The 13,166-nt window shown below is 69.9% G+C and carries 11 protein-coding genes; 8 read left to right on the top strand and 3 right to left on the bottom strand.

Annotated elements, in window-relative coordinates:
- Nucleotides 1-261: 261 nt before the first annotated feature.
- Nucleotides 262-831, bottom strand: a complete 570-nt coding sequence (locus tag ACIGDI_RS30620; RefSeq protein WP_390629803.1) for an NADAR family protein — start codon at nucleotides 829-831, stop codon at nucleotides 262-264.
- Between the two features lie 211 nt (nucleotides 832-1,042).
- Between ACIGDI_RS30620 and ACIGDI_RS30615 the strand changes: the two genes are divergently transcribed.
- The 8 genes from ACIGDI_RS30615 to ACIGDI_RS30580 all read left to right on the top strand — a co-directional run bounded on the left by ACIGDI_RS30615 (nucleotide 1,043) and on the right by ACIGDI_RS30580 (nucleotide 10,695).
- Nucleotides 1,043-2,578, top strand: a complete 1,536-nt coding sequence (locus tag ACIGDI_RS30615; protein WP_399903330.1) for a gamma-aminobutyraldehyde dehydrogenase — start codon at nucleotides 1,043-1,045, stop codon at nucleotides 2,576-2,578.
- 55 nt (nucleotides 2,579-2,633) lie between these two features.
- Nucleotides 2,634-3,881, top strand: a complete 1,248-nt coding sequence (locus ACIGDI_RS30610) for a PotD/PotF family extracellular solute-binding protein (protein ID WP_399903327.1) — start codon at nucleotides 2,634-2,636, stop codon at nucleotides 3,879-3,881.
- Nucleotides 3,882-3,886: 5 nt separating this feature from the next.
- Nucleotides 3,887-5,044, top strand: coding sequence for an ABC transporter ATP-binding protein (locus ACIGDI_RS30605; protein ID WP_399903324.1), 1,158 nt, complete (start codon nucleotides 3,887-3,889; stop codon nucleotides 5,042-5,044).
- Nucleotides 5,044-5,973 carry an ABC transporter permease gene (locus ACIGDI_RS30600; protein WP_399903321.1) on the top strand — a complete coding sequence of 310 codons (930 nt, stop codon included), beginning with the start codon at nucleotides 5,044-5,046 and terminating at the stop codon, nucleotides 5,971-5,973. The genes ACIGDI_RS30605 and ACIGDI_RS30600 overlap by 1 nt, the downstream gene beginning before the upstream one ends.
- Nucleotides 5,974-6,774 (top strand): ABC transporter permease, encoded by an 801-nt coding sequence (locus tag ACIGDI_RS30595; RefSeq protein WP_399903318.1) that lies wholly within the window; start codon nucleotides 5,974-5,976, stop codon nucleotides 6,772-6,774.
- A gap of 37 nt (nucleotides 6,775-6,811) precedes the next feature.
- Complete coding sequence (locus ACIGDI_RS30590; RefSeq protein WP_399903316.1) at nucleotides 6,812-8,230, top strand: NAD(P)/FAD-dependent oxidoreductase; 1,419 nt, start codon at nucleotides 6,812-6,814, stop codon at nucleotides 8,228-8,230.
- A 125-nt stretch (nucleotides 8,231-8,355) separates the two neighbouring features.
- Entirely contained in the window at nucleotides 8,356-8,805 is a 450-nt protein-coding gene (locus ACIGDI_RS30585; RefSeq protein ID WP_399903313.1) for a hypothetical protein, read from the top strand.
- Between the two features lie 84 nt (nucleotides 8,806-8,889).
- Entirely contained in the window at nucleotides 8,890-10,695 is a 1,806-nt protein-coding gene (locus tag ACIGDI_RS30580) for a chitinase (protein ID WP_399903310.1), read from the top strand.
- On the opposite strand, the gene ACIGDI_RS30575 is transcribed toward ACIGDI_RS30580, so the two are convergent.
- Entirely contained in the window at nucleotides 10,683-11,483 is an 801-nt protein-coding gene (locus ACIGDI_RS30575; protein ID WP_399903307.1) for a phosphatase PAP2 family protein, read from the bottom strand. The two genes, ACIGDI_RS30580 and ACIGDI_RS30575, sit on opposite strands and share 13 nt — an antisense overlap.
- Before the next feature lie 173 nt (nucleotides 11,484-11,656).
- A complete protein-coding gene (gene gabT, locus ACIGDI_RS30570; RefSeq protein WP_399903304.1) occupies nucleotides 11,657-12,991 on the bottom strand; it encodes a 4-aminobutyrate--2-oxoglutarate transaminase in 1,335 nt (444 codons plus the stop codon).
- Between the last annotated feature and the right edge of the window lie 175 nt (nucleotides 12,992-13,166).

The raw sequence follows: 13,166 nt of genomic DNA, 5'->3' as shown, positions 1-13,166 counted from the left end.
GCTGCGAGCCGCACCGTGCGCTCGGCGACCCCCGCCCACAGGGCCGGAGGCCCGGCGTGCCTGCCCACTGGCCCGGGACCCGGCATGCCTGCCCGCAGGTTCGTGGCCCGGCATATCCCCCGCAGGGTCCCAGAGGCCGGGTGCCTGCCGCGCCCCGAGCCCCGGCGCGCCCCGCCCCCCTAACATCAGCCCCGGCGCGCCCCGCCCCCGAAGATCAGCCCGGGCGCGCCCCGCCCCCGCCCCCGCAGCCCGGACCCCAGCTCACTCCCCCCGCAGCCGCTCCCGGGCCTCCATCAGTGCGAAGCCCAGTAGGTTCGGGCCGCGCCAGCGGGTGGGGTCTGTCGCGGCCTCGTCGTCGGCTGTGAGGCCGATGCCCCACACGCGGTCCACGGGGCTCGCCTCCACCAGCACCCGGTTCCCGGTGTTCAGCAGGAACTCCCGCAGGTCCGGGTGCGCGGCGAACTTGTGGACGCTGCCCTCGACGACGATGGCGAACCGCTCGCGCCGCCATGTCTCCTCGTCGAAGCCGCGCACCAGCCGCCCCGCCTTCTTGGCCTGCGAGGGGTGCCCGGCGGCGAGGATCCGGCGCTCGGCCTCCGCGTCGGCGAACAGCCGCGCCTTGCCCGCCATCATCCAGTGCTCAGCAGTCCCGTACGTCACTCCGTCCACGGTGAACGGCGCCGGCCACCACTGACTCAGACAGCTTGCGCCGATCCGCCCGTCCGGCAGCGGACGGTGCCCCCAGAAATGCAGGTACTTCACCCTCGACCCCGCGCGAACCTCCCTGACCAGGGCTTCCCGCGAGTCGATATTCCCCGTGATCCTTTCCATGCACGCGAGTCTCGCAGCCACCACTGACACTCCGTCCCCCCTTTTCCTCGCTCACTCGACACCTGGTCGACAGATTCCGTCGCGTAACCGAAAGGCAACAACGGAATCACTTGTAGGACCGCTACTGCTCTGTCAGGATCGGCACTCAAATCGAGCTGGAGCTACGCCACCCGCCCCCTTTGGACGCGGGGTGACGGCGGAGGAGAGCGACATGCAGAACCCGGGCACGCCCACCCCGGACCGATTCCCCGCGCAGGACCGCTTCGCGGACGGCGCGCAGTTCATCGCGGGCCGCCTGACCAAGGGCACGTCCGGCCGCACGCACGCCGTCGTCGACCCGGCGACCGGCGAGGAGGTGTACACGTACGAGCTGGCCGGCACCGACGACGTCGATGCCGCCGTCGCCGCCGCCCGCGAGGCGTTCCCCGGCTGGGCGGGCCTCACCCCCGGCGAGCGCTCGGACGCACTGCACCGTTTCGCCGCCGTGCTCGCCGACCGCGCCGAGGACTTCGCCCGTGCCGAGTCCCTGCAGTGCGGCAAGCCGCTGAAGCTGACCCGCGAGTTCGACGTGCCGGGGACCATCGACAACACGGCGTTCTTCGCGGGCGCAGCCCGGCATCTGCAGGGCCAGTCCGCCGGTGAGTACTCCGGCGACCACACCTCGTACGTGCGCCGCGAGCCCATCGGCGTGGTCGGCTCGATCGCGCCCTGGAACTACCCCCTCCAGATGGCCGCCTGGAAGATCCTCCCGGCGATCGCCGCGGGCAACACCATCGTGCTCAAGCCCGCCGAGCTCACCCCGCTCACCTCGCTGATGTTCGCGCAGGCCGCCACGGACGCGGGCATCCCGGACGGGGTCGTCAACATCGTCACCGGGAGCGGCCGGGAGGCCGGCGAGCACCTCGTCGGACACCCCGACGTCGCCATGACCTCCTTCACCGGCTCCACCGCCGTCGGCAAGCGCGTCGCCGAGATCGCCACCGCGACCGTCAAGCGCCTCCACCTGGAGCTCGGCGGCAAGGCCCCCTTCGTCGTCTTCGACGACGCCGACCTGGAGGCGGCCGTGCACGGCGCCGTCGCGGGCGCCCTCATCAACACCGGGCAGGACTGCACGGCCGCCACGCGCGCGTACGTGCAGCGGCCCCTGTACGAGGCCTTCGTGGAGCGGACGGCCGCCCTGATGGAGACCGTCCGGCTGGGCGACCCGTTCGCCCCCGGCACCGACCTCGGCCCGCTCATCTCCCATGTACAGCGGGACCGGGTCGCCGGCTTCGTCGAGCGGGCGCGTTCCTACGCGCGCGTGGTGACCGGCGGCGAGGTGCCCGACGGCGAACTCGCCAAGGGTGCCTACTACCGGCCTACCCTGGTCGCGGACGCCGCTCAGGACAGCGAGATCGTCCAGTCCGAGCTGTTCGGCCCGGTGCTGGTGGTCCTGCCGTTCGACGGCGACGACGAGGGGATCGCTCTCGCCAACGACACCCCGTACGGCCTCGCCGCCTCCGCCTGGAGCCGGGACGTCTACCGGGCGAACCGCGCCACCCGCGAGATCAAGGCGGGCTGTGTGTGGGTCAACGATCACATTCCGATCATCAGCGAGATGCCCCACGGCGGTTACAAGGCGTCCGGCTTCGGCAAGGACATGTCCGCGTACTCGTTCGAGGAATACACCCAGATCAAGCACGTCATGTTCGACAACACGGCGGTGGCCCGCAAGGACTGGCACCGCACGATCTTCGGGGACCGATAGCAGCAGCACAGGCCGCCCGACCCGCGGCCGCCACTCCCGAAAGGGCACCACGCGCATGGAGCAGTACGAGCCCGACCGCCTGTCACCGGTCGTGGCGGCCGCGATGCGGCGCAGCCTTCGCAACGGCCGGGCGGCTATGACCCGCCGGTCCCTGATGCGTGCCTCCGCCGGCGGCGCGCTGGCCCTCGGCGGTCTCGCGACGCTGAGCGGCTGCGGCATCCCCGCCGCGGGCAAGACGAGCGGCGGAGTGTCCGCCGACGACCACTCGGCCAAGGAGAAGGTGGTGAACTTCTCCAACTGGCCCGAGTACATCGACGTGGACGACAGCGAGAAACACCACCCGACGCTGGACGCGTTCCGCAAACGGACCGGCATCTCGGTCAAGTACACCGAGGACATCAACGACAACGACGAGTTCTTCGGCAAGATCCAGCCGCAGCTCGCCGCCGGCCAGGACACCGGCCGGGACCTGATCGTCCTCACCGACTGGCTGGCCGCCCGGATGATCCGGCTCGGCTACGTCCAGAAGCTGGACGCCTCGAACCTGCCGCACGCCTACGCCAACCTCTCGGACCAGTTCCGCAGCCCCGACTGGGACCCGGGTCGCGCCTACTCGTACGTCTGGCAGGGCATCTCGACCGTCATCGCGTACAACAAGAAGGCCCTCGACGGCGTCGAGGTGAAGTCGATCTCCGACCTGCTCGACAACCCCAAGCTCAAGGGCCGGGTCGGCTTCCTGACCGAGATGCGCGACTCCGTCGGCATGACCATGCTGGACATGGGCAAGGACCCGGGGAAGTTCACCGCCGACGACTACGACGCGGTCATCGCCCGCCTCCAGAAGGCCGTCGACAAGGGCCAGATCCGCCGCTTCACCGGCAACGACTACACGTCCGACCTCACCAAGGGCGACTTCGCCGCGTGCGTCGCCTGGGGCGGCGACATCGTCCAGCTGCAGGCGGACAACCCGGACGTCGGCTACGTCATCCCCGACAGCGGCTACATGACGTCGACCGACAACATGCTGATCCCCAACAAGGCCCGGCACAAGACGAACGCCGAACGGCTCATCGACTACTACTACGAGCCCGAACCGGCCGCCGAACTCGCCGCCTACATCAACTACGTGAGCCCGGTCGCGGGAGTGGTGCCCTACCTCTCCAAGATCGACAAGACGGCGGCGAGGAACCCGCTGATCGTTCCCGACAAGGCCATGCAGGCCAAGTCCCACGCCTTCCGCTCGCTGAGCGCGAAGGAAGAGACGGCCTTCCAGCAGAAGTTCGCGAAGCTCACAGGGGCGTGACGAAGATGACGACGACAGACAACAGCGGCGACGTCCGCCTCTCCGGTATCAGCAAGACGTACGACAACGGCTTCACCGCCGTCCGGCCGCTGGACCTGACCGTCCCGCAGGGCTCCTTCTTCGCCCTGCTCGGTGCCTCCGGCTGCGGCAAGACCACCACCCTGCGCATGATCGCCGGCCTGGAGGAGCCCACCACGGGCGCCGTCCACCTCGGCGACCAGGAGGTCACGAACCTGCCGCCGTACAAGCGCCCGGTGAACACCGTCTTCCAGTCCTACGCCCTCTTCCCGCACCTCGACATCTTCGAGAACGTCGCCTTCGGTCTGCGCCGGCGCGGCATCAAGAGCGTGAAGAAGCAGGTCGAGGAGATGCTGGAGCTGGTCCAGCTCGGCGAGCAGGCGCGCAAGAAACCGCACCAGCTCTCCGGTGGCCAGCAGCAGCGCGTGGCCGTGGCCCGCGCCCTGATCAACCACCCCAAGGTGCTCCTGCTCGACGAGCCCCTCGGCGCCCTCGACCTGAAGCTGCGCCGGCAGATGCAGCTGGAGCTCAAGCGCATCCAGACCGAGGTCGGCATCACCTTCATCCACGTCACGCACGACCAGGAGGAGGCCATGACCATGGCCGACACGGTCGCCGTGATGAACGCGGGCACCGTCGAGCAGCTCGGCTCGCCCGCCGACCTCTACGAGAACCCGCAGACGACGTTCGTCGCCAACTTCCTCGGCACCTCCAACCTGATCGAGGCCGAGGTCGACACCAAGAGCGGCGACGACATCGTGCTGCGGGCGGGCGGCGGCAAGCTGGTGCTGCCCGAGGCGCGATGTTCCGCGCCGACCACGGCCGGCGGCAAGGTGCTGGTCGGGGTGCGCCCGGAGAAGATCTCCCTCACCCACGCCGACGACGCCGGCGAGATCTCCGAGGGCCGCAACCGCATCACCGGCCGGATCGCCGACTCCTCCTTCATCGGCGTCTCCACGCAGTACGTCATCGACAGCCCGGTCTGCCCCGAGTTCGAGGTCTACGCCCAGAACATCGACCGCGACGCCCGGCTCGTGCCCGGCGCCGAGGTGGTCCTGCACTGGAACCCGGCGCACACCTTCGGTCTGGACGCGGCGCAGGACATCGACGCCGGTGTCGCCGAGGTCGAGGAGGACGCAGCCTGATGGCCGCCGTCACCGAGGCCCCGCCGCCTCTCGCGCCCACCGCGCCGGAGAAGAAGCCGCCACGCAAACGCGGCCGCTTGGTGCCGTACTGGCTCCTGCTGCCCGGCATCCTCTGGCTGATCGTCTTCTTCGCGCTGCCGATGATCTACCAGGCCTCCACGTCCGTGCAGACGGGCTCCCTGGAGACGGGCTACAAGGTCACCTGGCACTTCGCCACCTACTGGGACGCGCTGTCCGAGTACTGGCCGCAGTTCATGCGCTCGGTGCTCTACGCGGCCGCAGCGACCGTGCTGTGCCTGCTGCTGGGCTATCCGCTGGCGTACCTGATCGCCTTCCGCGCGGGACGCTGGCGGAACCTGATCATGATCCTCGTGATCGCGCCGTTCTTCACCAGCTTCCTGATCCGCACCCTGGCCTGGAAGACGATCCTCGCCGACAACGGCCCGGTCGTGCACACCCTCAACTCGCTGCACGTCCTGGACCTGACCAACTGGCTCGGCTGGACGGCCGGCGACCGCGTCCTCGCGACACCGCTCGCCGTCGTCTGCGGTCTGACGTACAACTTCCTGCCGTTCATGATCCTGCCGCTGTACACCTCGCTGGAGCGCATCGACGGCAGGCTGCACGAGGCGGCGGGCGACCTGTACGCCAAGCCGTTCACCACCTTCCGCAAGGTCACCTTCCCGCTGTCGATGCCGGGCGTGGTCTCCGGCACGCTGCTGACCTTCATCCCGGCGGCCGGCGACTACGTCAACGCGGACCTGCTCGGGTCCACGGACACGCGGATGGTCGGAAACGTCATCCAGACGCAGTTCCTGAGAATTCTCGACTACCCGACGGCCGCGGCGCTGTCGTTCATCCTCATGGCCGCGATCCTCTTCATGGTCACTCTCTACATCCGCAGGTCCGGGACGGAGGATCTGGTTTAAATGGCCTTCGTCAAATGGCTCAAGCGCAATCTCGTCGTCATCGCGGGACTGCTGACGCTCGGATATCTGCTTCTCCCCAACGTCGTCGTCACGGTGTTCTCCTTCAACAAACCGAAGGGCCGCTTCAACTACGAGTGGCAGCAGTTCTCGCTGGACGCCTGGAAACAGCCGTGCGGGGTCGCCGGCATGTGCGGCTCGCTGTCGCTCAGCCTGCAGATCGCGATCTGGGCGACGATCGGCGCCACCGTCCTCGGCACGATGATCGCCTTCGCGCTGGTCCGCTACCGCTTCCGGGCCCGCGGCGCGGTGAACTCGCTGATCTTCCTGCCGATGGCGATGCCCGAGGTCGTCATGGCCGCCTCGCTGCTCACCCTGTTCCTGAACATGGGCGCCCAGCTGGGCTTCTGGACGATCCTGATCGCCCACATCATGTTCTGCCTGAGCTTCGTCGTCACCGCGGTCAAGGCCCGTGTGATGTCGATGGACCCGCGCCTGGAGCAGGCCGCGCAGGACCTCTACGCGGGCCCCGCGCAGACCTTCCTGCGGGTCACCCTGCCCATCGCCGCCCCCGGCATCGCGGCCGGCGCGCTGCTCGCCTTCGCGCTCTCCTTCGACGACTTCATCATCACCAACTTCAACGCGGGCTCGACCGTCACCTTCCCCATGTTCGTCTGGGGTTCGGCACAGCGCGGCACACCCGTCCAGATCAACGTCATCGGCACGACCATGTTCCTGGTCGCCGTCCTGCTGGTCCTGACCTCCATGGTCGTCGGCAACCGCCGCAACAAGCAAAAGGCGTAGGCCTTTTCCGGAAAACCCTCTGTAGGGAGTTGAAATCATGGCCCCGAGCGCCATGAGCCGTTGGACGAAGGCACTCTCCGAAGCCCAGCCGGTCCCGTACTGGCTGGAAGACCCCGGCAAGCCCCACCCCGAGCCCGCGCTGACCGGCGCCGAGACCTGCGACCTGCTGGTCGTCGGCGGCGGCTACAGCGGACTGTGGACCGCGCTCATCGCCAAGGAGCGCGACCCCGGACGGGATGTCGTCCTGCTGGAAGGCCGGGAGGCGGGCTGGGCCGCCTCCGGCCGCAACGGCGGCTTCTGCGCCGCCTCCCTCACCCACGGGCTGCCCAACGGCCTCGCCCGCTGGCCGGAGGAGATCCACAAGCTGGAGGAGCTGGGCGCCCGCAACCTCGACGAGATCGAGAAGGCGGTCGCCCGGCACGACCTGGACTGCGAGTTCGAGCGCACCGGCGAGATCGACGTGGCGACCGAGACGTACCAGGCGTGGGAACTGCGCGACTGGTACGAGCAGATGGAGCGCGAGGGTCTGGCCGACGGCGTCGACTTCCTGGACGCCGACGCGGTGCGCGAGCAGGTCGACTCACCGACGTTCCAGGCGGGCCTGTGGGACCGCAGGGGCGTCGCCATGGTCAACCCCGCCAAGCTCGCCTGGGGCCTGAAGCGGGCCTGCCTGCGGCTCGGCGTCCGCGTCTACGAGCACACCCCCGCCCTCGACCTGAAGCCGTACGGCGCGGGCATGGCCGTACGCACCCCCTACGGTTCGGTCCGCGCCCGCAAGGTCGCGCTCGGCACCAACATCTTCCCGAACCTGGTCAAGCGCGTCCGCGCCTACACGGTCCCGGTCTACGACTACGCGCTGATGACCGAGCCGCTCAGCGAGGAGCAGCTCGCGTCGGTCGGCTGGAAGAACCGCCAGGGCCTCGGGGACAGCGCCAACCAGTTCCACTACTTCCGGCTGTCCGCCGACAACCGCATCCTGTGGGGCGGCTACGACGCGATCCACCACTACGGCGGCCGGGTGCGCCGCGAGTACGACGACCGGCCGGAGACCTACGCCAAGCTCGCCGGGCACTTCTTCACCTGCTTCCCGCAGCTGGAGGGCGTCCGCTTCACGCACGCCTGGGGCGGCGCGATCGACACCTGCTCGCGCTTCTCGGCGTTCTTCGGCACCGCCCACCAGGGCAGGGTGTCGTACGCGGCCGGCTACACGGGCCTCGGTGTGGGCGCCACCCGCTTCGGCGCCGAGGTGATGCTGGACCTGCTGGCGGGCGAGGTCACCGAGCGCACGTCCCTGGAGATGGTCCGCAGGAAGCCGCTGCCCTTCCCGCCGGAGCCCTTCGCCTGGACGGGCATCGCCCTCACCAAGTGGTCGCTCGCGCGCGCCGACTCCCACGGCGGCCGCCGCAACCTCTGGCTGCGGACGATGGACAGACTGGGGCTGGGCTTCGACAGCTGACCCGCTCCGGTGCGTGTGATCCGGTTCACTTCGAGGAAGTTCCCGGAAGCCGCGTAATGCAAGCCGACGACCTCCCTCTCCCTCGTGACGCGACCAGCGTCCACGACGGACAGGGAGGTCTTCTCATGAGCGGGGCGAAGACGGCGGTCGAGTGGCTGGCATCGGTGGCTCCCGACCCCCAGGCCTGCCGCTGGGAGTGGGAGCGCAATCCCCTCGGGGTCGCGCTGCTGCCCGCCGGCAAGGCGTGGGACGTGCTGATCCTGCCGGGCGAGCTCGGCTATCCCACGCTCGACGTGCTGACCCGGGTGCTCGACCAGCTCGGCCCGGTCCTCGTCGACTTCGGCGACAACCGGATGGGCTTCTTCGTGCCGGCCGGCACGGCCGCCCGCTGGCTGGGCACCGGCATCCGCACGGCCGGGGCCGGCACCTGGATCGTGGTGCCGTACCCGGGTCGCGCCACCGGCGGCGTCCGCTGGCTGGTGCCCCCGGACGGCTCGGGGACCCTCACCGACCCGGCCCTGCTCGAACTGGCGATGCACGAGGCGGCGGCGGGCCTGGTCCAGGACGACGGCTGACGGCGGGAGGTCTTGACAACCGGATTGGTCTGGACCAAGTTGGGCGCGCTCCACCCTCCAATTCCCCCATGTCCGGAGGCCCTTGTGGATCGCCCCAGACGCACCAGGTCCGTCCTCGCCGTGATCACGGCCGCCCTGCTGGCCGTACCCGGCATCACCGCGCTCTCGTCGGCCGCCCGTGCGGCCGACGCGGACCTCGCACGAAACGGAGGCTTCGAGTCCGGCCTGGACGGCTGGAGCTGCACGGCGGGCACCACGGTCGGCTCACCCGTGCACAGCGGCGGCTCGGCACTGCAGGCCACCCCGGCCGGCAGCGACAACGCGCAGTGCGCGCAGACGGTGACCGTACAGCCGGACGCGCAGTACACGCTGTCCGGTTACGTCCGCGGCTCCTACGTCTACCTCGGCGCGTCCGGCACCGGCACCACCGACGTGTCCACCTGGACCCAGTCCGCCCCCGACTGGCAGCGGCTGACGACGAGCTTCCGGACCGGCCCGGCCACCACCAAGGTCACGATCTACACCCACGGCTGGTACGGCACCGGCGCGTACTACGCCGACGACCTCTCCCTCGTCGGCCCCGGCGCGAGCACCGGACAGCCGCCGGCCGCTCCCACCGGTCTCACGGTCACCGCCGTCACCTCCTCCTCCGCCACCCTGTCCTGGTCGGCGGTCACCGGTGCGACGAGTTACGCCGTCTACCGCGACGGCACCAAGGTCCAGACGGCGAGCGGCACTTCGGCGACCGTGACCGGCCTGTCCCCGTCCACCGCCTACGGCTTCCAGGTCGCCGCCGTGAACGCCGCGGGAGAGTCCGCGAGGTCGGCCACCGTCACCGCCACCACCACGGCCGGGTCCTCGGGCGGCACCTCTGACCTGCCCACCCACGCCCTGGTCGGCTACCTGCACGCGAGCTTCGCCAACGGCTCCGGCTACACACGCCTGGCCGACGTCCCCGACAGCTGGGACGTCATCGACCTGGCCTTCGGCGAGCCGACCTCAGCCACCTCCGGCGACATCCGCTTCACCCGCTGTCCGGTCACCGAATGCCCGAACGCCGAGTCCGACGCCGACTTCAAGGCGGCGATCAAGGCCAAGCAGGCTGCGGGCAAGAAGGTGCTGATCTCGATCGGCGGCCAGAACGGCCAGGTCCAGCTCACCACGACCGCGGCCCGCGACGCCTTCGTCTCCTCCGTCTCGAACATCATCGACACCTACGGACTCGACGGCCTGGACATCGACTTCGAGGGTCACTCGCTGTCCCTGAACGCCGACGACACCGACTTCAGGAACCCGAAGACCCCGGTGATCGTGAATCTGATCTCGGCGCTGAAGACGCTCAAGGCCAGATACGGCGCGAAGTTCGTCCTGACGATGGCCCCGGAGACCTTCTTCGTGCAGATGGGCTACCAGTACTACGGCACCGGCAAGTGGGGCGGCCAGGACCCCAGGTGCGGGGCCTACCTCCCGGTCATCCACGCCCTGCGCGACGACCTGACCCTGCTGCACGTCCAGGACTACAACTCCGGTCCGATCATGGGCCTCGACAACCAGTACCACTCCATGGGCGGCGCCGACTTCCACATCGCCATGACCGACATGCTGCTCACCGGCTTCCCCGTCGCGGGCGACGCGAACAACGTCTTCCCGCCGCTGCGACCCGACCAGGTGGCCATCGGCATGCCGGCGTCCACGAACGCGGGCAACGGCCATGTGGCGCCGGCCGAGGTCGTGAAGACCCTCGACTGCCTGACGAAGAGGTCCGGCTGCGGCTCGTACCCCACCCACGGCACCTGGCCCGGCCTGCGCGGCCTGATGACCTGGTCGGTCAACTGGGACCGCTACTCGAACTGGGAGTTCCAGAAGACGTTCGACGGCTACTTCGGCTGACGGCCGCTGCGGCCGAGGAACACCCACAGGCCCGTCAGCAGCATCGCGCACAGGCACCAGCTGGCCACGACGTCCAGTGGCCAGTGGTAGCCGCGCCGGACCAGGCCGAAGCCGACGGCCAGATTGACGACGGCGCAGGCGGCGACGACCGCGCGGCGGATGTTGATGCCGCGCAGCCAGGGGAGGAGGAGCAGGGTCGCCGCGCCGTAGGCGACGGAGGCGGTGGCGGTGTGGCCGGAGGGGTAGTAGCCGGTGCCGGGGCCCGTGACCGGCGGGCCCGGACGGTCCACCAGCAGCTTCAGCGGAACCACCAGCGCCGGGACCAGGGCCATCAGCACGGCCGCCGCGAGGGGCGGCAGCCACCACCGGTGCAGACCGGCGATACGGCCCTGCCGGGCGACGTACCCGATGACGACGGCGAGCACGGGCACCGCGACGGTGATGTCGCCCAGGTCGGCGAGGGCGCCGTAGAAGCGCTGCGGGTCGACGAGGGCGTGACTGACCCGCTCGTCCACGCGCAAGAGCAGGCCGCCGGAGACGACCTGCCAGGTGATGAGCGCGAAGCACAGGGCCGGAAGCCCGAGAAGGAGGAAGAGGAGGGTCGGCCGCCCCGGAACAGGGGGGGTGGTTCCGAGGCGGCCGTCCAGACCGGATCGACGCCCACCCCGGGGGGTTTGGGGCGGGCGACTGTCCGATCGGTGAGGAGATCCGAAGCCGGAAGCTCCGGGAGTGTGCGCGAGGGCACGACCAGGTCGTAGCTGGGGAGGCCACGGCCTGAGTTCGCCCACAGTCCCCTGTGGGCGGGGTGTATCTCTCATCTGGGTAGAACCTACGGCAGCTCGGTGGCCGAAGACAGACGGAAACCCGTCCCGCCATCCACCCCGCACACGTTCTTCACACGGCCTGCCGCTCACCGGAAGCCGCACGGCGCGCACCCTGTGGATGAGCTGCGGATTCCGGCTCAGATGCGCGCGAACGCCTGCTCGATGATGTCGAGGCCCTCGTTGAGGAGGTTCTCGCCGATCACCAGCGGGGGCAGGAAGCGGAGCACGTTGCCGTAGGTGCCACAGGTCAGGACCAGCAGGCCCTCCTGGTGGCAGGCCTTCGCCAGCGCGGCGGTCGCCTCCGGGTTCGGCTCCTTGGTCGCGCGGTCCTTGACCAGCTCGATGGCGATCATCGCGCCGCGGCCGCGCACGTCGCCGATGATGTCGAACTTCTCGGCCATGGCGTTCAGGCGGGACTTCATGACCGCCTCGATCTCCTTCGCCCGGGCGTTGAGGTCGAGCTCCTTCATCGTCTCGATGGAGCCGAGCGCACCGGCGCAGGCCACCGGGTTGCCGCCGTAGGTGCCGCCCAGGCCGCCCGCGTGCGCGGCGTCCATGATCTCGGCGCGGCCGGTGACGGCGGCGAGCGGCAGACCGCCCGCGATGCCCTTGGCCGTGGTGATCAGGTCCGGGACGATGCCCTCGTCCTCGCACGCGAACCACTGGCCGGTCCGGCAGAAGCCGCTCTGGATCTCGTCCGCGACGAAGACGATGCCGTTGTCGGCGGCGAACTTCCGGATCGCCGGCAGGAAGCCCTTGGCGGGCTCGATGAAGCCGCCCTCGCCGAGCACCGGCTCGATGATGATCGCGGCGACGTTGTCCGGGCCGACCTGCTTGGTGATCTGGTCGATGGCCTGCGCGGCGGCCTCCGGACCGGCGTTCTCCGGGCCGGTGGGCCAGCGGTAGCCGTACGCCACCGGCACGCGGTACACCTCGGGCGCGAACGGACCGAAGCCGTGCTTGTACGGCATGTTCTTCGCCGTCAGCGCCATCGTGAGGTTGGTCCGGCCGTGGTAGCCGTGGTCGAACACGACGACGGCCTGCCGCTTGGTGTACGCGCGGGCGATCTTGACGGCGTTCTCGACGGCCTCGGCGCCGGAGTTGAACAGCGCCGACTTCTTCGCGTGGTCACCCGGGGTGAGCTCGGCGAGCGCCTCGGCGACCGCCACGTAGCCCTCGTACGGGGTGACCATGAAACAGGTGTGGGTGAAGTCCGCGAGCTGCGCGGACGCCCGGCGTACGACGGCCTCGGCGGAGGCGCCGACGCTCGTCACGGCGATGCCGGAACCGAAGTCGATCAGCCGGTTGCCGTCGACGTCCTCGATGATCCCGCCGCCCGCGCGCGCGGTGAAGACGGGCAGCACGGAGCCCACGCCCTGCGCGACCGCGGCGGTACGGCGGGCCTGCAGCTCCTGCGACTTCGGACCGGGGATGGCGGTGACGACGCGGCGCTCCTGCGGAAGTGCGCTCATGAGGGGCTCCTGGGGGGAATTGCGGTTTCTTGCCTTCTTTTCTCGCAGGCTAGGGCTGGGGGAGGGGAGTGGGCATGCTCCATGTGGGCGTTGTCGGCGATTCGCGTTGTCCGGGTTGGACATAGCGCGCCGGCCGGGTGGCCACCACCGGGCCGGGGCGGCGGCGCGGCACCGG

The organism is Streptomyces sp. NPDC085900 (assembly GCF_044540925.1).
Classification (GTDB): domain Bacteria; phylum Actinomycetota; class Actinomycetes; order Streptomycetales; family Streptomycetaceae; genus Streptomyces; species Streptomyces gilvifuscus.
This window is presented reverse-complemented; position numbering and strand designations above follow the sequence as displayed.

What these genes read in the sequence shown, in the direction of transcription:
- ACIGDI_RS30585 (WP_399903313.1), top strand. Translation starts at nt 8,356, where the DNA reads ATGAGCGGGGCGAAGACGGCGGTCGAGTGGCTGGCATCGGTGGCTCCC.
- ACIGDI_RS30600 (WP_399903321.1), top strand. Translation starts at nt 5,044, where the DNA reads ATGGCCGCCGTCACCGAGGCCCCGCCGCCTCTCGCGCCCACCGCGCCG.
- gabT (WP_399903304.1), bottom strand. Translation starts at nt 12,991, where the DNA reads ATGAGCGCACTTCCGCAGGAGCGCCGCGTCGTCACCGCCATCCCCGGT.
- ACIGDI_RS30590 (WP_399903316.1), top strand. Translation starts at nt 6,812, where the DNA reads ATGGCCCCGAGCGCCATGAGCCGTTGGACGAAGGCACTCTCCGAAGCC.
- ACIGDI_RS30610 (WP_399903327.1), top strand. Translation starts at nt 2,634, where the DNA reads ATGGAGCAGTACGAGCCCGACCGCCTGTCACCGGTCGTGGCGGCCGCG.
- ACIGDI_RS30615 (WP_399903330.1), top strand. Translation starts at nt 1,043, where the DNA reads ATGCAGAACCCGGGCACGCCCACCCCGGACCGATTCCCCGCGCAGGAC.
- ACIGDI_RS30595 (WP_399903318.1), top strand. Translation starts at nt 5,974, where the DNA reads ATGGCCTTCGTCAAATGGCTCAAGCGCAATCTCGTCGTCATCGCGGGA.
- ACIGDI_RS30620 (WP_390629803.1), bottom strand. Translation starts at nt 831, where the DNA reads ATGGAAAGGATCACGGGGAATATCGACTCGCGGGAAGCCCTGGTCAGG.
- ACIGDI_RS30605 (WP_399903324.1), top strand. Translation starts at nt 3,887, where the DNA reads ATGACGACGACAGACAACAGCGGCGACGTCCGCCTCTCCGGTATCAGC.